The organism is Streptomyces sp. 3330 (assembly GCF_031456635.1).
Taxonomy (GTDB): domain Bacteria; phylum Actinomycetota; class Actinomycetes; order Streptomycetales; family Streptomycetaceae; genus Streptomyces.
Genome location: NZ_JAVDVA010000037.1, coordinates 39,514 through 60,613 on the forward strand (window position 1 = coordinate 39,514; position 21,100 = coordinate 60,613).

Consider the following 21,100-nt stretch of genomic DNA (forward strand, 5'->3'; position numbering starts at 1 on the left):
CGCCCTAGCCCTCCGGGCCGCCCTAGCCCTCCGAGGCGCCCGCACACTCCGGGCCTGCCGGTCCCGCCGGGCTCGCTCGTCCCGCGCGGCTGGTCACGCCCGTCAGGCTCGCCGGGCTCGCCGGCCTCGTCAGGCCGGTCAGCCCCCTCAGGCCCGTCAGTCCCGCCGGGCTCGCAGAGTTCGCCGAACCCCTAAGCCGGTACGTGCACCGTTTCCACGCGGCTCGCGACCAGTCGCTCCCGCTCGCGCCGGGCCGCGCGGCTGCGCAGCCGCAGGATCTGGCTGACGCCGAGGGCCTGGAGGACGAAGACGCAGGAGAAGGCGATCGTGTAGTCGTCACCGGTCGCGTCCAGCAGCACGCCGACCGCGAAGAGGGTCGTCATCGACGCCACGAAGCCGCCCATGTTGGTGATGCCGGACGCCGTCCCCTGGCGCTCGGGCGGGTTGGCCGGGCGGGCGAAGTCGAAGCCGAGCATGGAGGCGGGGCCGCACGCGCCCAGGACGGCGCAGAGCGTCACGAGCAGCCACATCGGCGCCCGGTCGCCGGGGTAGGCGAGCGTGGCCGCCCACATCAGGGCGGTCGCCCCGACCGTGCTCAGGGCCAGCGGCAGCCGGGCCTCGTGGTGGCGGGCGACGACCTGGCCGTAGATCAGGCCCACGACCATGTTGCTCAGCACCACCAGGGTCAGGAGTTCGCCGGCCGTCGCCCGCGACAGTCCCTGTGCCTCCACCAGGAAGGGCAGGCCCCACAGGAGCAGGAACACCATCGCCGGGAACTGCGTGGTGAAGTGCACCCACAGGCCGAGGCGGGTGCCCGGCTCGCGCCAGGACGCGACGATCTGGCGGCGGACGTAGGCCGCGCCGCGGTGCGGGAACGGCTCGGGCTCGTGCCCCTCGGGGTGGTCCTTCAGGAACAGCAGCAGGAGGACCAGGACGACCACTCCCGCCAGCGCGCTGCCCGCGAAGGCCGCCGTCCAGCCGATGCCGTGCAGGAGGCGGGCCAGGACCAGGGTGGAGACCAGGTTGCCCGCCATCCCGGCCAGCCCGGCCAGCTGCGCGACCATCGGTCCGCGGCGCGCCGGGAACCACCTGGTCCCCAGCCGCAGGACGCTGATGAACGTCATCGCGTCCCCGCAGCCGAGCAGCGCGCGTGAGGCGAGGGCCGTGCCGTAGGACGGGGAGAAGGCGAAGCCCAGCTGACCGGCCGTGAACAGCACGACGCCGATGGTCAGCACCTTCTTCGTGCCGAGCCGGTCGACCAGCAGGCCCACCGGTATCTGCATGCCCGCGTAGACCAGGAGCTGGAGGATCGAGAACGTGGACAGGGCCGAGGCGTTGACCTGGAAGCGGTCGGCGGCGTCGAGACCGGCCACCCCCAGGGAGGTGCGGAAGATGACCGCGACGAAGTAGACCGAGACCCCGATCCCCCAGACGGCCATCGCGCGTCGTCCGCCCGGGGGATCACCCGGAAGGGTGGAGTTCACGCTGCGCGGGCCGGCGCTCATCGGACCTCCCCGCGGGCCAGGTGCGAGAACCAGCCGACGTGCCGGTGCACGATCTCGACGGCGGCTTCGGCGTCACCGGAGCGCAGCGCCCCAAGGATCTCCTCGTGCTCGCCCAGCGTCTTGGCGATCCGGTCGGGGTGGGAGTGCATCACGGCGACGCCCATGCGCAGCTGGCGGTCGCGGAGCTGGTCGTACAGCCTCGACAGGATGTCGTTGCCGCCGCTGCGGACGATCTCCGCGTGGAAGCAGCGGTCCGTCACGGCGGCGCCGGCCAGGTCGCCCGCCGCCGCCTGTGCCTTCTGCTGCGCGAGCAGCTCCTCCAGCCGCTCGATCAGCGCGGCGGACGCGGGGACCGCCTTGCGCGCCGCGTGCTCCTCGACCAGCAGCCGGGTCTCCACGACGTCCGCGATCTCCTGCGCGGAGACCGGCAGGACCAGGGCGCCCTTCTTCGGGTAGAGCTTGATCAGCCCCTCCACCTCCAGCCGCAGCAGCGCCTCGCGCACCGGGGTGCGCGAGACGCCCACGGCGTCGGCGAGCTCGCCTTCGGTGAGGAGGGTGCCGCCCTCGTAGCGGCGGTCCAGCACACCCTGCTTGACGTGGGTGTACACGCGGTCGGCGGCGGGCGGTTGCTTCACGGGAGCGGGGGCGGGCGGGGCGGACGAAGGCATGCCCACAGGATAGATACAACACGTACGCAAGGGGGGACCGGTCCAGCATGCGGACCCGTGGCGCGAGGGCGGGGAAGGGTGCGGGGAGCGGGCCGGGCGGAGGCCGGGCAACGGGCGGGTCAAGTAATCGGAAATTCGGCCCAGCAAGCGCACAACTTTCTGTGCTACTTACGTGTCACACACATGCGGCCCCTTCTTCTTTCCCCTTCAACTTGGCCGCATCGCAGGGGCATTCGACGTAATCGGGGTATTTCAGTTGATAACCGCCACCAAGGGCATCCGAGTCCGCAGGGCCGCATCCGTCGCCGTCACGGTCGGCGCTGTGCTCGCGACCGGAGCTCTCACCGCGGCGCCCGCACAAGCCGTCACGACGCCCACGATCGCCGCCAAGACCGGCTACGTGATGAACAACGCGAACGGCGCCGCGCTGTACAACAAGGGCATGGACACCAAGCTGTCCACCGGCTCCACGACGAAGATCATGACGGCCAACGTCGTGCTGTCGCAGTCCAACCTGAATCTCGACACCAAGGTCACCATCCAGAAGGCCTACAGCGACTACATCGTGGCCAAGGGCGCTTCGTCCGCGCGCCTGATCGTCGGCGACAAGGTCACGGTCCGTCAGCTGCTCTACGGGCTGATGCTGCCGTCCGGTTGTGACGCCGCGTACGCCCTGGCCGACAAGTTCGGCACGGGCTCGACGCGGGCCGCGCGCGTGAAGAACTTCATCGCCAAGATGAACAACAAGGCGAAGGCGCTCGGCATGACCCGGACGCACTTCGACTCGTTCGACGGCATCGGCAACGGTTCGAACTACTCGACCGCCAAGGACCTGACGAAGCTCGCCAGCAACTCGCTGAAGAGCGCGAACTTCCGTGCGGTCGTCAAGACGAAGTCGTACACCGCCAAGACCATCACCAAGACCGGCTCCACCCGCACCATGGCGGCCTGGACCAACACCAACACGCTGCTGAGCAGCTACAGCGGCACCATCGGTGTGAAGACGGGCTCCGGCCCGGAGGCGAAGTACTGCCTCGTCTTCGCCGCCACCCGCAACGGCAAGACCGTCGTCGGCACGGTGCTGGCCTCCACCAGCGCGTCGGTGCGTGCCGCCGACGCGACGAAGCTGCTGAACTTCGGCTTCGCCAAGCTGGGCTGACACCCGCTCGGCCGGTAGCGCCCATGGAACGGGCCCGTCGTGATCGTCACGACGGGCCCGTTCTGCCGAGAGGTGCCGCCCGCTACCTGGTGACCGCGAAGTTCCGCAGGATCGCCGCCGTCAGCTCCGGGTCGCCCTCCGCCTTCACCCGGTCGGCGACCGCCTCCGCCGACACCCGGCCGCAGGCCAGCCGCACGTACGTCTCCCAGTCGAGGGTGAACGCGGCCGCCGGGCCGAGCGCCGGCGCCGTCTCCAGGGTGCCGCGGCCCTGGATGTCGACGCGGATGGTGCGCAGGAACTCGATCGGCCCGTGCACGTCGAAGACGACCGCGGAGCTGCGCGGGGCGTCGGCCTTCTCGGCGACGACCGCCGGGAGCTCGGCGAGCAGCGCGTCCCGGGCGATGTGCGCGCCCGGCGAGTCGAGGTTCCCGGGGCGGCCGAGGGCGGCGCGCAGGTCCTGCTCGTGCGCCCACACGTTGAACGCGTGCTTGCGCATGGACTCCTCGAGCGTGAGCTCGGTGCCGAGCGGGCCGCGCACCATCGTGGTGGGCTGACGCGACTCGTTGCGCAGCTGGCGGTTGCGGCGGATGACCGTGTACTCCAGCTCGGACGTCATCTCCGGCGCCGTGTGGTGGCGGCGGACGTCGACCTGCATCTCCATGTAGCGCTGGATGTCGTTGGTGACGTGGTACAGGTCGCGCGGCAGGGTATGGATGGGCCGCGGGTCGCCGTACATCTCGCAGTCCAGCCCGATGACGTGCGACACGATGTCGCGCACCGACCAGCCGGGGCACGGCGTCCGGCGGTTCCAGTCCGCCTCCACCAGCGGCAGCACCAGCTCGGATATCGCTTCGATGGAGTGGGTCCAGGCGTCGGCGTAGGGCTGGAGGGTGGGATGCAGACTCACGGAAACGGGACCCCTCGGCGGTCGGTACTCGGGTGGGTTGTGGCGGCGTTGCCAGCGGGAGGTGGCGGTGTCGGCAGCTGTCGGCGGGTGTCTCGGAACGTTAAGTTACGCTGCTGTGAGGCACCCCGGCAGTGCTTTCGTGTGACGATCGTAGGCCCGTGTGGACGACTCGAATGCCAGGACGGTGGTAGTGTGCGCGCCTCTTTGATCCAGATCGCTGTAGAAGAGGGCGAATCGGTCGAATCGCGTCGGGTCCGGGTCGCCTCGCTGGTGCGGGAGCAGGCCGGTGCGGCCGACCTCGTGGTGCTGCCGGAGCTGTGGACCACCGGCGCGTTCGCCTACGAGGAGTTCGCCGTCGAGGCCGAGCCCCTGGAAGGGCCGACGTACGAGGCGATGGCCAAGGCCGCGAGCGAGGCGGGCGTGTGGCTGCACGCGGGCTCGATCCCGGAGCGCGCGCCGTCCGGCTCCGGTTCCGCGGGCGCGGGTGCGCTGTACAACACGTCGCTCGTCTTCTCCCCCTCCGGTGAGCTTGCCGCCGCCTACCGCAAGATCCACCGCTTCGGCTTCGACAAGGGCGAGGCCGTGCTGATGGGCGCGGGCGAGGAACTGGTGACCTTCCGCCTCCCCGGGACGACCGTCGGTGTCGCCACCTGCTACGACCTCCGTTTCCCCGAACTCTTCCGCGGTCTCGTCGACGCCGGCGCCGAGACCCTCGTGATCCCCGCGGGCTGGCCGGAGCGCCGCAGGGGGCACTGGACGCTGCTGGCCCGGGCGCGGGCGGTCGAGAACCAGGCGTTCGTGCTCGCTTGTGGAACGGCCGGGACGCATGCCGGAGTTCCGCAGGCGGGTCACTCGATCGTGGTGGATCCGTGGGGCGAGGTGCTGGCGGAGGCGGGTTCCGGCGAGGAGGTCCTGACGGTCGAGTTCGACCCGTCGAGGGTCGCCACGACCCGGGAGCAGTTCCCGGCCCTCAAGGACCGGGTGCTCGGCCTGCCCACCCCTGGCCGCCGCGCCTAGTCGCCCCCGGCCTTCCCGGTACGGGCGCTCCCGGCTCCCAGGTATGGGCGTTCCCGGTTTCGGCCTAGTCCTCGTCGTCCTTGTCGGCGAGGTGGATGACGCACACCGCCACCGCGATCAGCAGCGCCGGATCCGCGTCCTCCCGTACGACGTCGACGCCGTAGGTCTCCCGCACGTGCAGCCACCGCCGGGACACGACGGCCAGCAGTTCGCCGTCGTACTCGACCGCGAACTCCCGGTCCAGGATCTTGCCGCTGACGTCGAGTTCGGTGCGGCCGTCCGCCAGGGCCACCCGGTAGTGGTTGCGCAGCAGCGACAGCCGCTTGCGCCGGATCGTGGCCAGCGGTTCGCCGTTCCGTTCGATCACCATCGTGTCCCGCAGGGCGAACATCTTCTGGTGGATGTCGATCAGGACCCGCCCCTGGATGTCCTTCAGCTCGAAGGTCTCCCGCAGCCGCATCGCCTTGCCGTCGACGAGGTACACCTTGTTGCCGTGGTCGTCCTCGATCCAGTAGTCGTCACCGAAGCCGAGGAGCCGGTCGCGTACGAGGAATCTCATGGGGTTACGGCTTCCCCGGCGGCCGGTCCGAAACGCCGCCGGTAGGCCGATGGGCTGAGTCCGGTCTCGCGCCGCACGCGTGCGCGCAGGTTCGCGGCGGTCCCCAGCCCGCTCCTGGCCGCCACCACGTCCAGCCGCTGCTCACCCCGTTCGATCAGCCGGCAGGCGAGCGCCACCCGCTCCGCCGTCAGCCAGGCGAGCGGGGTGGTGCCGAGCTGCGCCCGGAACCGCCGGTGCAGGGTCGCCGGGCTCACCGCCGCCCGTGCCGCGAGCTCCGCCACCGTCAGCGCCTCCCCCAGCCGTGCCTGCGCCCACGCCAGCAGCGGCGCCAGCGACTCGTCGGTCACGTCCGGCACCGGGCGCTCCACGAACTGCCGCTGGCCGCCGTCCCGGTGCGCGGCGAACACCAGCCGGCGCGAGACGGCGTTGGCGACCTCCGCGCCGTGGTCGCGCCGCACGACGTACAGCCCGAGGTCGAGCGCGGCGGCGCTGCCCGCGGCGGTGAGGATGCCGCCCTCGTCGACGAAGAGGACGTCGGACTCCAGCCGCACCTTCGGATGCAGCGCGCGGAAGGCCTCGGCCCACATCCAGTGGGTGGTGGCCCGGCGTCCGTCGAGCAGCCCGGCCTCGGCGAGCGCGAAGGTGCCGGTGCAGAAGCTCATGACCCGCGCCCCGCGCGCGTGGGTGCGGCGGATGGCGTCCAGGACGGCGGGGCCGCGCGGCACGACGTTGTCCGGCCGGCCCGGCACCACCAGGGTGTCCGCCGAGTCCACCGCCTCCAGGCCGTGCCCGCCGGTCATCGTGAAGAACCCGTGGTTCATCCGCACCTCGCGCGCGGGCGTGCACAGCACGACCTCGTACAGCGGCCGGGCCAGCCCGAGTTCGGGCCGGGGCAGCCCGAACAGCTCGGTGGCGACGCCGACCTCGAACGGGTTGGTGCCCTCGTCCACGATGACGGCGACCTTGTGCGTCGCGCCCACGGCCCGCTGAGAGGATTCTTGCGTCATGTGCGATTCCTAGCACTCGCACGGCCGTGCGGCCCACTCCACGATGAGGGCATGACCAACGAACCCGTCTCCCTCCCCGCCGCGCTCGCCTCCTTCACCGACCGGTGGAGCCCGCGCATCGTCACCACCGTCAACGACTACGACGTGCGCGTCACCCATGTCGAGGGCGAGCACCTCTGGCACGTCCACGACGACACGGACGAGTTCTTCCTGGTCCTGGAGGGGGAGCTGCGGATCTCCCTGCGCGAGCCGGCGGGCGAGCGCACCGTGACGCTTTCCAAGGGCTCCGTCTTCACCGTCCCGCGCGGCACCGAACACAAGCCGTACGCGCCCGTGCCCAGCCAGATCCTCCTCCTGGAGCCCACCGGCACCTCGACGGTCGGCGACCGCCACGAGGAGGTCCCGGACCACGTGGACGCCACCACGGGCCACGCCCTGGCGTGACGGCCGGCGGCCGGTGGCACTCTTGGGTCATGACCGACCCCGCCCCGGCCCCGACCCGCCGCCGCGCCCGCGTCCGCGCGCCCGAGCTGATCGGCAAGGGCGGCTGGCTGAACACGGGCGGGCGCCAGTACACCCTCGCCGACCTGCGGGGACGCATTGTCGTACTCGACTTCTGGACGTTCTGCTGCATCAACTGCCTGCATGTCCTGGACGAGCTGCGGGAGCTCGAGGAGAAGCACCGGGACACGGTCGTCGTCCTCGGGGTGCACTCGCCGAAGTTCGTCCACGAGGCCGAGCACCGGGCGGTCGTCGACGCCGTGGAGCGGTACGGCGTGCACCACCCCGTCCTCGACGACCCCGAGCTCGCCACCTGGAAGCAGTACGCCGTGCGCGCCTGGCCGACCCTCGTCGTCGTCGACCCGGAGGGGTACGTCGTCGCGCAGCACTCCGGTGAGGGGTATGTGCGCGCCATCGACCGGCTCGTGACCGAGCTGGAGGCCGAGCACGGGGCCAAGGGCACCCTGCGGCGCGGCGACGGGCCGTACGTGGCGCCCGAGCCCGAGCCGACCGCGCTGCGCTTCCCCGGCGGGGCGCTTCTCCTGCCGAGCGGGAACTTCCTGGTCAGCGACACCACCCGGCATCAGCTGGTGGAGCTGGGGCGGGACGCGGAGAGCGTGGTGCGGCGGATCGGGTCCGGGGCGCGGGGCCTCGCCGACGGCACGGCGGACACCGCCGCCTTCAACGAGCCGCAGGGACTGGCCCTGCTCGACGACCGCGCCGTGGTCGTCGCGGACACCGTCAACCACGCCCTGCGCCGCCTCGATCTCGGCTCGGGAGAGGTGACGACCCTGGCCGGTACGGGGAAGCAGTGGTGGCCGGGGTCGCCGGCCTCCGGCCCGGCCCGCGAGATCGCTCTCTCCTCGCCCTGGGACGTGGCGCTCTTCGGCGGCAGGGTGTGGATCGCCATGGCCGGTGTCCACCAGCTGTGGGCGTACGACCCGGCCGAGGGCACCGTGGGCGTCGTCGCCGGCACGACCGACGAGGGGCTGCTCGACGGGCCGGGCCCCGAGGCCGTGTTCGCCCAGCCGTCGGGCCTCGCGGCGGCCCGCGACGGGGAGAGGCTCTGGCTCGCCGACTCCGAGACCTCGGCGCTGCGCTGGGTCGACCGGGCGGGGGCCGTCCACACCGCCGTGGGAACCGGCCTGTTCGACTTCGGGTACCGGGACGGCGCCGCCGGCCGGGCGCTGCTCCAGCACCCGCTGGGCGTCACCGCCCTCCCCGACGGCTCGGTCGCCGTCAGCGACACCTACAACCACGCCCTGCGCCGCTACGACCCGGCGACCGGGGAGGTCACCACGTTGGCGACGGATCTGAGGGAGCCCAGCGGCGCCGTGCTGGCCGGCGAGGACATCGTGGTCGTCGAGTCGGCCCGGCACCGGCTGACCCGGCTGCGGCTTCCGCGGGAGACCGTCGAGGGGGCCGCGGTCGCCCACCGCGCCGGGCGCGCCGCCACCGAGGTCGCGCCGGGAACCCTGCGGCTGGACGTGATCTTCCGGGCGCCGGCCGGCCGGAAGCCGGACGACAGGAACGGTCCGTCGACCCGGCTGCTGGTCTCCGCCACTCCGCCCGAGCTGCTGCTCGAGGGCGGGGGCGCGGGCACGGACCTCTCCCGCACGCTCAAACTCGATCCGGCGGTCGCGGACGGCGTGCTGCACGTCTCGGCCATGGCCGCCTCGTGCGACGACGATCCGGCCGCGGAGTACCCCGCCTGCCATGTCCACCGGCAGGACTGGGGTGTTCCGGTCCGCCTCACCGAAGGCGGGGCGGACCGGTTGCCGTTGGTCCTTGCCGTGAGGGACGACTGACCCGCGTCATGGTCAGACGCCGTAGCCGCCGTTGTAGCCGTCACGCTGGTGCCGCTCCGTCTCGACCACGGTGGTCGAGGTCGGAGGCACCATCACCCGGCGGCGCCGGGCGATGCTGCTGAACGTCGTCACGCCGATCAGCCCGACGATCATCAGGATGACGCCGACCAGATCGAGGTTGACGCCCTGCATGTCCCAGTCGGTCGCGAACGTGAGAATGGCTCCCACGGCGATGAGGAGGATGCATCCGCCGAGGCCCATGATGTTGTCTCCTGTCCGGTGTACCGGCCACTCCGGTCACCACCGGATCCGGGTACCCCGACGCCCGACTCCCATGCCCGGCGGCCGACTTGCTACCCCTCCAGGAACGCCGTCAGCGCGTTGGCCAGCAGGTACGGGTCGGCGTCGCCGCACAACTCCCGCGCGCTGTGCATCGACAGGATGGCCACGCCGATGTCGACGGTGCGGATGCCGTGCCGGGCCGCGGTGATCGGACCGATGGTCGTGCCGCACGGCATGGAGTTGTTGGAGACGAAGTTCTGGAACGGCACGCCCGCCTTCTCGCACGCGGCGGCGAAGATCGCGCGACCCGAACCGTCCGTCGCGTAGCGGTTGTTGACGTTGACCTTGAGGATCGGGCCGCCGTTGACACGCGGGTGGTGCGTGGGGTCGTGCCGCTCCGCGTAGTTGGGGTGGACGGCGTGACCGGTGTCGGAGGACAGACAGACGGTGCCCGCGAAGGCTCTCGCCCGGTCCTCGTACGACCCGCCGCGCGCGAACACCGAACGCTCCAGCACGCTGCCGAGCAGCGGCCCGTCCGCGCCGGTGTCCGACTGCGAGCCGTTCTCCTCGTGGTCGAAGGCGGCCAGCACCGGGATGTACGGCAGGCCCTCGCCGCCGGTCGCCACGGCCGTCAGCGCCGCCGTACCGGCGTGCACGGACAGCAGGTTGTCCATCCGGGGGCCGGCCACCAGCTCCTCGTCGCGGCCCAGGTAGGCGGGCGGTTCCACCGAGTGCGCCATCAGGTCCCAGCCGGTGACCTGACCCGCGGCCAGCCCGGCCTCCTGCTCCAGGAACGCGATCAGGTCGCCGTCGCGCACGTCGTTCGCCAGGCCCCACACGGGCTGGAGGTGGCGCTGCTTGTCGAGCTTGAGGCCGTCGGTGTTGACCGCCCGGTCCAGGTGGATGGCGAGCTGGGGGACCCGCAGGAGCGGCCGGGCCACGTCGACCAGGCGCGTCGAGCCGTCCCGCAGGGTCAGCCGGCCCGCCAGGCCCAGGTCGCGGTCGAGCCAGGAGTTGAGCAGCGGACCGCCGTAGATCTCGACGGCCACCTGGCGCCAGCCGTGCGCTCCGGTGTCGGGCAGCGGCTTGACGCGCAGGTTGGGGGAGTCGGTGTGCGCGCCGATGATCCGGAACGGCGTGTGCGGCGCGGCGCCCTCGGGCACGTACCAGGCCACGATCGCGCCGCCGCGCAGCACGTACCTGCCACCGCTCCCCGACGCCGAGGCGGCCGAGGTCTCCGCGTCCCAGGCGTCCGTCTCCGAGACCTGCCGGAACCCGGCCTTCTCCAGGCGCTCGGCCGCGTTCGCCACGGCGTGGTACGGCGACGGGCTCGCCGTCAGGAACGTCATGAGGTCGTCGGTGTGGCCGCGGTCGAAGCGGGAGGGTGCGCTCATGGGGTTCACCTTAACGACGTACGAGAGCCCGCTCCCGGTGATGGGGAGCGGGCTCTCGTGAGGACAATGTGGAGTGCTGCGCGGTTGTGCGGATGCGTCCTAGAACGCGGCCTCGTCCAGCTCCATCAGGTCGAGGTCGACACCCGCGGCGATCTTGCGGGCCAGGGTGACGCCCGGCAGGACGTCGGCCGCGAAGAACTTCGCCGCCGCGATCTTGCCGGTGTAGAAGGCCACGTCCTTCGCGGAGACGGCCTTGGTGGCGGCCGACTCCAGCTTCTCGGCGGCGATCGCGGCGCCCTTGAGGAGCAGGTAGCCGACGATGACGTCACCGGAGGCGAGCAGCAGGCGGGTGGTGTTCAGGCCCACCTTGTAGATGTTCTTGACGTCCTGCTCGGTGGCCGCGAGGTCGGTCAGCATCAGGCCGACGATGGCCTCCAGCTCGACGGCGGCCTTGGCCAGGTGCTCGCGGGCGTCGGCCAGCTCCTCGCCGCCGGTGCCCAGCGCCAGGAACTTCTTGATGTCCTCGGCGAGGGAGTTCAGCGCGGCGCCCTGATTGCGGACGATCTTCCGGAAGAAGAAGTCCTGGCCCTGGATCGCCGTGGTGCCCTCGTACAGGGTGTCGATCTTGGCGTCGCGGATGTACTGCTCGATCGGGTACTCCTGGAGGAACCCGGAGCCGCCGAAGGTCTGGAGCGACTGGGCGAGCTGCTCGTAGCCCTTCTCGGAGCCGTAGCCCTTGACGATCGGCAGGAGCAGGTCGTTGAGCGCGTGCTCCGCCTTCGCGTCCTCGCCGTCGGCCTCCTTCACGGCGATCGCGTCCTGGATGGAGGCCGTGTAGAGGACGAGGGCGCGCATGCCCTCCGCGTACGCCTTCTGGGTGATCAGCGAGCGGCGCACGTCGGGGTGGTGGGTGATGGTGACCTTCGGGGCGGCCTTGTCCATGAAGTTCGCCAGGTCGGGACCCTGGACGCGCTCCTTGGCGTACTCCAGGGCGTTGAGGTAGCCGGTGGAGAGCGTGGAGATCGCCTTCGTGCCGACCATCATGCGGGCGAACTCGATGATGCGGAACATCTGGCGAATGCCGTCGTGCTTGTCGCCGATCAGCCAGCCCTTGGCCGGGTGCCGGTCGCCGAACGTCATCTCGCAGGTGTTGGAGGCCTTCAGGCCCATCTTGTGCTCGACGTTGGTGGCGTAGACGCCGTTGCGCTCGCCCAGTTCGCCGGTCTCGAAGTCGAAGAGCGTCTTCGGGACCATGAAGAGGGACAGGCCCTTGGTGCCGGGTCCGGCGCCCTCGGGACGGGCCAGCACGTAGTGGAGGATGTTCTCCGACATGTCGTGCTCACCGGACGTGATGAAGCGCTTCACGCCCTCGATGTGCCAGGAGCCGTCCTCCTGCTGGACCGCCTTGGTGCGGCCGGCGCCCACGTCCGAGCCGGCGTCCGGCTCGGTGAGGACCATCGTGGAGCCCCACTGCCGGTCGACGGCGATCTGCGCGATCTTCTTCTGGACGTCGTTGCCCTCGTCGAAGAGGATGCCGGCGAAGGCCGGGCCGGAGGAGTACATCCACACGGCCGGGTTGGCGCCGAGGATCAGCTCCGCGTACGCCCAGATCAGGGACGGCGGCGCGGTGGTGCCGCCGATCTCCTCGGGCAGGCCCAGACGCCAGTACTCGGAGTCCATGAAGGCCTGGTAGCTCTTCTTGAAGGACGCGGGGACCGGCGCGGTGTTCGTCTCCGGGTCGAAGACGGGCGGGTTGCGGTCGGCGTCGGTGAAGGACTCCGCCAGCTCGTTCTCCGAGAGGCGGGTCAGCTCCTCGAGGATGCTCTTCGCGGTCTCGGTGTCCATCTCCCCGAACGGGCCGGTGCCGTACAGCTTGTCGCGCCCGAGTACCTCGAAGAGGTTGAACTCGATGTCGCGGAGATTCGACTTGTAGTGCCCCATGGCGACGGCTCCGTAAAGAGAGATCGGCGAGGGACTGGATCCTCGCGCTAGTTCACGTACCAACAAGTAGCTACCGATGATGCTACCCGTCGGTAATAAGTCGCAACCCCGAACCGGCCATCTGTGACGCGTGACGCGTCTCCCGCGCCGCGGAAGGGGCCCCCGTACCGCCCCGGCCGCCGGGCGCGCTCGGTACGCTTGCGCCCATGTACGGATACGGCCAGCCCATGGACGGCGGTGCTGCACAGCAGCAGTACGCCCCGCCGCAGCAGCAGATGCCCGGCGGCCACGGCGGGTACGGTCAGCAGCCGCCGCTCTACCCGGAGCCGTCCCCGCCGTCCCTCGCGGACGCGGTGCGGGCCTTCACCACCGGGCAGCTGGCCGCGGAGGACTTCCAGCAGGTCTTCGCGACCTCGAAGGTCTACTGCCCGCGTGGTGACAACCCGGGTTTCCTCGCCCTGCACAACACCCAGCAGCCGGTGATCCCGATGTTCACCTCGCTCAAGGAGCTGCGCCGGTACGCGGGCAAGGAGTCCAAGTACTTCGTGATCACCGGCTCCGAGATGATCGACCTGCTGCCCACCGGGTACGGCTTCGTCCTCGACATGGAGGGTGAGCACCGGATGGTGTTCGACGCGAAGGCGGTCGAGCAGATGGTCGAGTTCGCGATGCGGCGGATGTACGGCTGAGGGTCTTCGTTCCGCTCCCTCTCCCCTTCCTTCTCCCTCCCTCCTCCCTCTTCTTCTGATCCCCGGCGGGCCTTCGGGCGGCCGGGGATCGTCCTTTTCCCTTCACAGCCATGCCATAGGGTTCCCCCGCGTCATCGCCCCTGCGTGGTCGCCTCTCCACGGGAATGCCCTCCGGGCTTCCCTCGTTACGGGTAGCAGAAAGTTCAATGCTCAACTAAACTGGGTCGCACATCGCCCAAGGAGGTACGGACATGCCCGCAGTGACCGTCGAGAACCCGCTGACCCTGCCGCGCGTCACGGCATCGGCCGACGCGGTCGCACGTCCCGTGCTCACCGTCACGACCGCGCCCAGCGGTTTCGAGGGTGAGGGCTTCCCGGTACGCCGAGCGTTCGCCGGGATCAATTACCGTCACCTCGACCCGTTCATCATGATGGACCAGATGGGTGAGGTGGAGTACGCGCCGGGCGAGCCGAAGGGCACCCCCTGGCACCCGCACCGCGGCTTCGAGACCGTCACCTACATCATCGACGGGATCTTCGACCACCAGGACAGCCAGGGCGGCGGCGGCACCATCACCAACGGCGACACCCAGTGGATGACGGCCGGCTCGGGCCTGCTCCACATCGAGGCGCCGCCGGAGTCGCTGGTCATGTCCGGCGGTCTCTTCCACGGCCTCCAGCTGTGGGTGAACCTGCCGGCCAAGGACAAGATGATGGCGCCGAGGTACCAGGACATCCGCGGCGGCCATGTGCAGCTCCTGACCAGCCCCGACGGCGGCGCGCTGCTGCGGGTCATCGCGGGCGAGCTGGACGGTCACGCCGGGCCCGGCATCACCCACACCCCGATCACGATGGTCCACGCGACCCTCGCGCCGGGCGCGGAACTCACTCTTCCGTGGCGCGAGGACTTCAACGGTCTCGCGTACGTCCTGGCGGGCCGTGGCGCGGTCGGCGCCGAGCGTCGGCCGATCCACCTGGGCCAGACGGCGGTCTTCGGCGCGGGTTCCTCGCTGACCGTCCGCGCGGACGAGAAGCAGGACGCGCACACGCCCGACCTGGAGGTCGTGCTGCTGGGCGGGCAGCCGATCCGGGAGCCGATGGCGCACTACGGTCCGTTCGTGATGAACACCAAGGACGAGCTCCAGCAGGCCTTCGAGGACTTCCAGAAGGGCCGGCTGGGCACGGTCCCGGCGGTGCACGGGATGACGGCGGGTGGCCCGAAGACCGCCTGAGTTCCGGTATGTTACGAGAAGGCCCGAAGCCGCAATTTCGTCTTGCGACTTCGGGCCTGCCCCGTCTCGGGGCGACGCCGCTACGGCAGCACGTAGATGGGCGTTCCGTCGGCGGCGCAGCCGGTCTGCCGCATGCACCCGCGCTTCAGCAGGGTGCGCAGGCAGTCGTGGACCCGGGCCTGGGTGATGCCCGTGCGCGTGGCGATCACCTCGATCCGGTGACGGGCCTCGCCCCGGACGAGCGCGGGCGCCAGGTAGGCGGCCACGGCGTGGATGTCCTCGGTGAAGACGAGATTCTTCTCCTGCCAGCGGGCCAGGAGTTGCCGGGGCGTCAGCCTCGGTCCCGCGTCGTGGCTCTCGAGCGCCGGCTCCGATCGCGGACGGTGGCTCTTGAGCGTCTGGGCGATCTCCACGAGCGCCTGGGCGATCATGTCCTGGCTGTCGCTGATCCGGCGGAGGAGGAAGGTCTGCTCCTCCCGGGCGGCGGCCAGCAGCTCGTCGGCCTGGATGTTCCTCGCTTCGAGACGCACGATCGCGTCGACGACCTGCTCGGGCATGACGTACGCGGTACCGCCGGCGGGGGCGGGAGCGGGGGCGGGTTGCACGGGGGCTGGTTCCAGGGTGTAGGAGCCTTGCTCTTGCACGGTCTGGATGACATCGGACACCCATGCCTTGAAGGGCTCGCAGGCGGGTTTGGTGCAGCCGTTGACGAGCCTGACGAGCCCCTTCAGATTCACCATCTTCATCGACTTCTGCAGCCTGTGAGCTGCAAGTTTGCGCGAGATGTCTGCTGTACAGACGCCTTGTGCAATCTCGGCCAGTGACCTTGTGCAATCTGCTGTGACATGCGCGAGGAGCGCCTGACGCGTGTTTGCGTACCCGAGTTGCGTGGCCGCGTCCGCCGCCACGAACCAGTGTTCACCGCCCGGTGTGGTCAGCCTCCGCAGCCGCGCTCCCGTCGCCGCGAACACGAAGTCGTCGACGTCGATCGCGTCCCGCTGTGCCGTCGCCTGGTCCGGCGGCCGTGTGTTGTTCTGCCCGTGCATCGAGCATCACCTCCGCCACGAAAAATAGGCATATGCAGGGGCAACGCACGTGCGGAGCAAGGATGTTCATCCGAAGGAGGTGACGCATCGATTCTGCTCGCCCCTGACGGGGCGTCACCCGGGTGGACCGCCGCGCAGGACAGGGGAAACGGGCCGTGATCCGCTGAACCCGTGCACCTGCTCCCCGTTCCCGCCCGCCGGTTCGCCGCCTGGTGCGCCGTGATCCTGCTCGCGGCGGGCGTCGGGTACGTGGGGATCCGGCTGTGCGCCGAGCTGCGCACGGCCGTCACGCCCGTGCTGCTCGCGCTGCTCGGGACCGCGCTGCTCAGGCCGCTGCACCGCAGACTCGTCAACGTGGGGGTGGCCCGGTCGGTGTCGGCGGGGCTGACGTGCGTCGCCGTCGTCGCCGTGGTCGGCGGGGCGGTGTACATCGTCGTCGCCGCGCTGATCGACAGCGGGGATCAGATCGCCGCCGCGCTCCGATCGGCGGCGCGGGGCGTCGCCGAGCACTTCGGGGCCGACGGGACCTCGCTCGACGACCTCGCCTCCAACGCGAAGGAGCTGCTGACCAAGTTCGGCGGCACGGCCGCCTCCAACGTCATCAGCGGAGTGGGTGTCGTCGGCGAGAGCATCGCCATGGCCGTGCTCGCGCTGCTGCTCGTCTTCTTCTTCCTGCGCGACTCGCACCGGGCGATCGGCGCGCTGCGCTCCGCCGCTCCGCGCGGCACCGGCGACACCCTGGAGGCCATGGCCCGGCGGGCCTTCCGGGCCGTGGAGGGGTTCATGCGGGGCACGACCTTCATCGCGTTCATCGACGCCGTGTGCATCACCGTCGGACTCCTCGTCCTCGATGTGCCGGGGGCGGTCGGGCTGGGCGCCCTCGTCTTCGTCGGCGCGTACATCCCCTATCTCGGCGCCTTCCTCTCGGGGGCCGTCGCGGTGCTGGTGGCGCTGGCCGACCGGGGATTCGTCATCGCGCTGTGGGCGCTCGGGGTGGTGCTGGCGGTGCAGGTGCTGGAGGGGCATGTGCTGCAGCCGATGATCCAGAGCCGGACCGTGCAGATGCATCCGGCGGTGGTGATGGTGGCCATCACGGCCGGGGCGTCCGTGGCCGGGATCCTCGGCATGCTGTTCGCCGTCCCCGCGACGGCCGCCGCCTTCGGGGTCCTGTACGAACTACGGGCGCGTCACGAGACGCCCGCCGGGGGTTCGCCGGACTCGTAGAGCTCGAACCAGATGCTCTTGCCCTCGCCCCGCGGCGCCACCCCCCACCGGTCCGCGAGCAGTTCGATGAGGACCAGGCCACGCCCCGAGGAGGCCAGTTCGCCGGGGCGGCGCTTGTGGGGGAGGTCGTCCCCGGCGTCGGTGACCTCGATGCGCAGCCGGCGTTCGCCGGGCGCGCCGGTGACCTCGGCGACCAGCAGGGCGTCCGCGTCGGTGTGGACGAGGACGTTCGTCAGGGTCTCGGAGACGAGCAGGACCGCCGAGTCGACCTGGTCCGCGCAGGTCCAGTCGTGCAGCAGCTCGCGCACCTGCTGCCGGGCCACGGCGATCCGTTCGGGCTCGGCCTGCGCGACCGTCAGCATCGAGCGGCGCACGGGCCGCCGGACCGGCGCGGTAGCGACGCCCGGGCCGCAGCCGCCCTCGCCCTGGCGGCACAGGAGCAGTACGGCGATGTCGTCCTCGCGGCGGTCCGCGAGAGGGCCGGTGGTGTGGTGGGAGGAGGGGCCGTGCACCGCCTGGACCAGGGCGTCGGCCAGCTCCTCCAGATCGCCCTCGTGCGCCTCGAGGATCTTGCGGACGCGTCCCCAGCCGGTGTCGAGGTCGTGGCCGCCGGTCTCCAGCAGGCCGTCGGTGCACAGCATCAGCGCCTCGCCGGGTTCCAGGGCGAGCCGGGTGGTGGGGTAGTCGGCGTCCGGGTCGATGCCCAGGGGCAGGCCCCCTGCCGTGGCGCGGACCAGCACGGTGCCGTCGGCCATGCGGATCGTGGGGTCCAGATGGCCGGCCCGGGCGGTCTCCAGGACCCCGGTCACCGGGTCGACCTCTATGTACAGGCAGGTGGCGAAACGCGGATCGGCCCCGGCCCCGCCGCTCGTGTCGGTGAGGCCGTGGAAGAAACCGGAGGCGCGGGAGAGGACGGCGTCGGGACGGTGACCCTCGGCGGCGTACGCCCGTACCGCTATGCGCAGCTGGCCCATGAGCCCCGCGGCGCGGACGTCGTGCCCCTGGACGTCGCCGATGACCAGGGCGAAGCGGCCCCTCGGCAGCGGGATCATGTCGTACCAGTCGCCGCCGACCTGGAGGCCGCCGCCGGTCGGTATGTAGCGGGCGGCGAGGGTCATGCCCGGTATCTCGGGGCCGAGGGTGGGGAGCATGGAGCGCTGGAGACCGTCGGTCAGCTCGCGCTGGGTCTCCGCCAGGCCGGCCCGGGTGAGGGCCTGGGCGAGCATGCGCGCGACCGTCGTCAGCACGGACCGCTCGTCGGGCGTGAACGCCACCGGGTAGGCGAAGGCGGCCATCCAGGCGCCCATGGTGCGGCCGGCCACCGTCAGCGGCAGGAATGCCCACGAGTGACGGCCGAAGTGCGCGGCCAGCGGCCAGGTGAGCGGGTAGCGCTCCTTGTACCGCTCGGGGGAGGAGAGGTACACGGCCCGTCCGGTGCGCACGACCTCGGCGGCCGGATAGTCCGTATGGAGGGACATCTCGCTGAAGGGGTCCTCGTCGCCGGACTGGTGTCCGTGGTGGCCGATGATCGTCAGCCGGTCGCCCTCCACGCCGAAGACGGCGAGCCCGTCCGGTGAGAAGCCCGGCATGGAGAGGGCCGCCGCGACCCTCAGTACCTCCTCGGTGGACCGGGCCTCCGCCAGCGCCCGGCCCGCGTCCAGCAGGAACGCCTCGCGCGATCGCCGCCAGTCGCCGGTGACCGCGGTCCGCCCCGCGGGTGTGCCCGGCGTCGGCTCGGTCACCTCCTGGAGGGTGCCGATCAGCTCGTACGCCTTCTTCACCGGGTCGAAGGACGGCTTGGACCGGCTGCGCACGATCCGGACGACCCGTCCCCGGTCGTCCATGATCCGGATACGGACCTCGGCGAGGGTGCCCTCGGCGACGGCGAGCTGGACCACGCCGGTGATCTCGTTCCAGTCGACGGGGTGCAGGCGGGCCCGGGTCTGGGCCTCGGTGAGGACCGTCTCCTCCCGGGGCAGCCCGAGCAGCCGGGCGGCCTCGGCGTCGACCGTGACCAGCCCGGTGGCGGTGCTCCAGTGCCACAGGCCGGTCGCGAGGGAGGCGAGGACCTCCCCCACGGCGGGCAACGGCTCGCCAGTGCGCATTGCCCCACTTTAGGAAGATGGGACGAAGAAGTGCCACTGATCGCCGCACCGATATGGAGGGGAGGCGATCAGCGGCTGCCCGGTACGCTGGGGGTTGTTTCACGTGAAACACGCCCCCGATCCGCGAAGACTGGATGAACGACGATGCATCGGTACAGGTCCCACACCTGCGGCGAGCTCCGCGCCTCTGACGTCGGCACCGACGTCCGGCTGAGCGGCTGGCTGCACAATCGGCGCGACCTGGGCGGCATCCTCTTCATCGATCTGCGCGACCACTACGGCATCACGCAGCTCGTCGCCCGTCCGGGCACGCCCGCGTACGAGGCCCTCGACCGGCTGACCAAGGAGTCGACGGTCCGCGTCGACGGCAAGGTCGTCTCGCGTGGCGCGGAGAACGTCAACGCGGACCTGCCGACCGGCGAGATCGAGGTCGAGGTCGGTGAGGTCGAGCTGCTCGGCGCCGCCCAGCCGCTCCCCTTCACGATCAACGCCGAGGACGGCGTCAACGAGGAGCGGCGCCTCGAGTACCGCTTCCTGGACCTGCGCCGTGAGCGCATGCACCGCAACATCATGCTGCGCACGTCGGTCATCTCGGCGATGCGGCACAAGATGACGGCGCTGGGCTTCAACGAGATGGCGACGCCGATCCTGTCCGCGACCTCCCCCGAGGGCGCCCGTGACTTCGTCGTCCCGTCCCGGCTGCACGCGGGCCGCTTCTACGCCCTGCCGCAGGCCCCGCAGCAGTTCAAGCAGCTTTTGATGATCTCGGGCTTCGACCGCTACTTCCAGATCGCCCCCTGCTTCCGGGACGAGGACGCGCGCGCGGACCGTTCGCCGGGCGAGTTCTACCAGCTCGATGTCGAGATGAGCTTCGTCGAGCAGGAGGACGTCTTCCAGCCGATCGAGAAGCTCATGACGGAGCTGTTCGAGGAGTTCGGCGGCGGCCGTCATGTCACCTCTCCGTTCCCGCGCATCCCGTTCCGCGAGTCGATGCTGAAGTACGGCTCCGACAAGCCGGACCTGCGGGCCCGGCTGGAGCTCGTCGACATCACCGACATCTTCGAGGGCTCGGAGTTCAAGGCCTTCGCGGGCAAGCACGTCCGTGCGCTGCCGGTGCCGGACGTCTCCGCGCAGCCCCGCAAGTTCTTCGACCAGCTCGGCGACTTCGCGGTGACGCTGGGCGCGAAGGGCCTTGCCTGGGTCCGGGTGGCCGAGGACGGCTCGCTGACCGGCCCGATCGCGAAGTTCCTGACCGAGGAGAACGTCGCCGAGCTGACCAAGCGGCTGTCGCTGGCCGCCGGCCACGCGGTGTTCTTCGGGGCGGGCGAGTACGACGAGGTCTCGAAGATCATGGGCGCGGTGCGGGTCGAGGCCGCCAAGCGTGCCGGGCACTTCGAGGAGAACGTCTTCCGCTTCTGCTGGATCGTCGACTTCCCGATGTACGAGAAGGACGAGGACACCGGCAAGATCGACTTCTCGCACAACCCGTTCTCGATGCCGCAGGGCGGCCTGGAGGCCCTGGAGACCCAGGACCCGCTGGACATCCTGGGCTGGCAGTACGACATCGTCTGCAACGGCGTCGAGCTGTCCTCCGGCGCGATCCGGAACCACGAGCCGGAGATCATGCTCAAGGCGTTCGAGATCGCGGGCTACGACCGGGAGACGGTCGAGGAGAAGTTCGCCGGCATGCTGCGCGCGTTCCGCTTCGGCGCCCCGCCGCACGGCGGCATCGCGCCGGGCGTCGACCGCATCGTGATGCTGCTGGCCGACGAGCCGAACATCCGCGAGACCATCGCCTTCCCGCTCAACGGCAACGCCCAGGACCTGATGATGGGCGCGCCGACGGAGCTGGAGGAGGCCCGGCTGAGGGAGCTGCACCTGTCGGTGCGCAAGCCGCAGCCCAAGTAGCGGCGGGCGGCGGAAGCCGGCCGAAGCAGGCGGTACGCACGGAAGTGGGGCGGGGCCCCCCGGGGGGGCGGGGGCCCAACCGGGTGGGCCGCGAGAGGAACACGCCCCAGAATAAGGAGGCCGAGGTGTTCCCCACCGGGCCCGGCCC

The 21,100-nt window shown here is 70.9% G+C and carries 18 protein-coding genes; 8 read left to right on the forward strand and 10 right to left on the reverse strand.

The window, feature by feature from the left end; translation table 11 throughout:
- Positions 1–191: 191 nt before the first annotated feature.
- A complete protein-coding gene (locus J2X68_RS36720; RefSeq protein WP_399041720.1) occupies positions 192–1,439 on the reverse strand; it encodes a nitrate/nitrite transporter in 1,248 nt (415 codons plus the stop codon).
- A 62-nt stretch (positions 1,440–1,501) separates the two neighbouring features.
- Positions 1,502–2,173, reverse strand: coding sequence for a GntR family transcriptional regulator (locus J2X68_RS36725; RefSeq protein WP_310436948.1), 672 nt, complete (start codon positions 2,171–2,173; stop codon positions 1,502–1,504).
- Between the two features lie 256 nt (positions 2,174–2,429).
- Between J2X68_RS36725 and J2X68_RS36730 the strand changes: the two genes are divergently transcribed.
- Complete coding sequence (locus tag J2X68_RS36730) at positions 2,430–3,332, forward strand: D-alanyl-D-alanine carboxypeptidase (protein WP_310436949.1); 903 nt, start codon at positions 2,430–2,432, stop codon at positions 3,330–3,332.
- An 82-nt stretch (positions 3,333–3,414) separates the two neighbouring features.
- Here J2X68_RS36730 and J2X68_RS36735 read toward each other — a convergent pair whose 3' ends face one another.
- The gene (locus tag J2X68_RS36735) at positions 3,415–4,239 is read right to left on the reverse strand and encodes a maleylpyruvate isomerase family mycothiol-dependent enzyme (protein ID WP_310436950.1); all 825 of its coding nucleotides are present in this window, start codon (positions 4,237–4,239) and stop codon (positions 3,415–3,417) included.
- Positions 4,240–4,431: 192 nt separating this feature from the next.
- Between J2X68_RS36735 and J2X68_RS36740 the strand changes: the two genes are divergently transcribed.
- Complete coding sequence (locus J2X68_RS36740) at positions 4,432–5,256, forward strand: carbon-nitrogen family hydrolase (RefSeq protein ID WP_310436951.1); 825 nt, start codon at positions 4,432–4,434, stop codon at positions 5,254–5,256.
- Positions 5,257–5,320: 64 nt separating this feature from the next.
- Here the strand turns inward: J2X68_RS36740 and J2X68_RS36745 are convergent, their stop codons facing one another.
- Both J2X68_RS36745 and J2X68_RS36750 read right to left on the reverse strand, forming a co-directional pair.
- Positions 5,321–5,815 carry an LURP-one-related family protein gene (locus tag J2X68_RS36745; protein WP_310436952.1) on the reverse strand — a complete coding sequence of 165 codons (495 nt, stop codon included), beginning with the start codon at positions 5,813–5,815 and terminating at the stop codon, positions 5,321–5,323.
- The gene (locus J2X68_RS36750; RefSeq protein ID WP_310436953.1) at positions 5,812–6,822 is read right to left on the reverse strand and encodes a helix-turn-helix domain-containing protein; all 1,011 of its coding nucleotides are present in this window, start codon (positions 6,820–6,822) and stop codon (positions 5,812–5,814) included. Before J2X68_RS36750 ends, J2X68_RS36745 begins: the two co-directional genes overlap by 4 nt.
- 51 nt (positions 6,823–6,873) lie before the next feature.
- Here J2X68_RS36750 and J2X68_RS36755 point away from each other — a divergent pair, with 51 nt between their 5' ends.
- Together J2X68_RS36755 and J2X68_RS36760 are read left to right on the forward strand one after the other, a co-directional pair.
- Positions 6,874–7,266, forward strand: a complete 393-nt coding sequence (locus J2X68_RS36755) for a cupin domain-containing protein (RefSeq protein WP_310436954.1) — start codon at positions 6,874–6,876, stop codon at positions 7,264–7,266.
- 29 nt (positions 7,267–7,295) lie between these two features.
- The gene (locus J2X68_RS36760) at positions 7,296–9,131 is read left to right on the forward strand and encodes an NHL domain-containing thioredoxin family protein (RefSeq protein WP_310436955.1); all 1,836 of its coding nucleotides are present in this window, start codon (positions 7,296–7,298) and stop codon (positions 9,129–9,131) included.
- 12 nt (positions 9,132–9,143) lie between these two features.
- Here J2X68_RS36760 and J2X68_RS36765 read toward each other — a convergent pair whose 3' ends face one another.
- The 3 genes from J2X68_RS36765 to J2X68_RS36775 form a co-directional block, all read right to left on the reverse strand.
- The gene (locus J2X68_RS36765) at positions 9,144–9,392 is read right to left on the reverse strand and encodes a DUF6458 family protein (protein ID WP_310436956.1); all 249 of its coding nucleotides are present in this window, start codon (positions 9,390–9,392) and stop codon (positions 9,144–9,146) included.
- 92 nt (positions 9,393–9,484) lie between these two features.
- Positions 9,485–10,807: a M18 family aminopeptidase gene (locus J2X68_RS36770; protein ID WP_310436957.1), complete on the reverse strand. Its 1,323-nt coding sequence runs from the start codon at positions 10,805–10,807 to the stop codon at positions 9,485–9,487.
- A gap of 99 nt (positions 10,808–10,906) precedes the next feature.
- Positions 10,907–12,748 (reverse strand): acyl-CoA dehydrogenase, encoded by a 1,842-nt coding sequence (locus J2X68_RS36775; protein WP_310436958.1) that lies wholly within the window; start codon positions 12,746–12,748, stop codon positions 10,907–10,909.
- 206 nt (positions 12,749–12,954) lie between these two features.
- On the opposite strand from J2X68_RS36775, the gene J2X68_RS36780 reads away from it, so the two are divergent.
- Together J2X68_RS36780 and J2X68_RS36785 are read left to right on the forward strand one after the other, a co-directional pair.
- The gene (locus J2X68_RS36780; RefSeq protein ID WP_028806966.1) at positions 12,955–13,437 is read left to right on the forward strand and encodes an SseB family protein; all 483 of its coding nucleotides are present in this window, start codon (positions 12,955–12,957) and stop codon (positions 13,435–13,437) included.
- 251 nt (positions 13,438–13,688) lie between these two features.
- On the forward strand, positions 13,689–14,669 hold the full coding sequence (locus J2X68_RS36785; protein WP_310436959.1) for a pirin family protein: 981 nt from the start codon (positions 13,689–13,691) through the stop codon (positions 14,667–14,669).
- A gap of 80 nt (positions 14,670–14,749) precedes the next feature.
- On the opposite strand, the gene J2X68_RS36790 is transcribed toward J2X68_RS36785, so the two are convergent.
- Positions 14,750–15,715, reverse strand: coding sequence for a Bro-N domain-containing protein (locus J2X68_RS36790; RefSeq protein WP_310436960.1), 966 nt, complete (start codon positions 15,713–15,715; stop codon positions 14,750–14,752).
- A 171-nt stretch (positions 15,716–15,886) separates the two neighbouring features.
- Here J2X68_RS36790 and J2X68_RS36795 point away from each other — a divergent pair, with 171 nt between their 5' ends.
- Complete coding sequence (locus J2X68_RS36795; protein ID WP_310436961.1) at positions 15,887–16,939, forward strand: AI-2E family transporter; 1,053 nt, start codon at positions 15,887–15,889, stop codon at positions 16,937–16,939.
- Here the strand turns inward: J2X68_RS36795 and J2X68_RS36800 are convergent.
- Positions 16,903–19,044 carry a SpoIIE family protein phosphatase gene (locus tag J2X68_RS36800; protein ID WP_310436962.1) on the reverse strand — a complete coding sequence of 714 codons (2,142 nt, stop codon included), beginning with the start codon at positions 19,042–19,044 and terminating at the stop codon, positions 16,903–16,905. The genes J2X68_RS36795 and J2X68_RS36800 overlap by 37 nt on opposite strands.
- A gap of 144 nt (positions 19,045–19,188) precedes the next feature.
- Between J2X68_RS36800 and aspS the strand changes: the two genes are divergently transcribed.
- Positions 19,189–20,952, forward strand: a complete 1,764-nt coding sequence (aspS, locus tag J2X68_RS36805; protein WP_310436963.1) for an aspartate--tRNA ligase — start codon at positions 19,189–19,191, stop codon at positions 20,950–20,952.
- Positions 20,953–21,100: the final 148 nt, after the last annotated feature.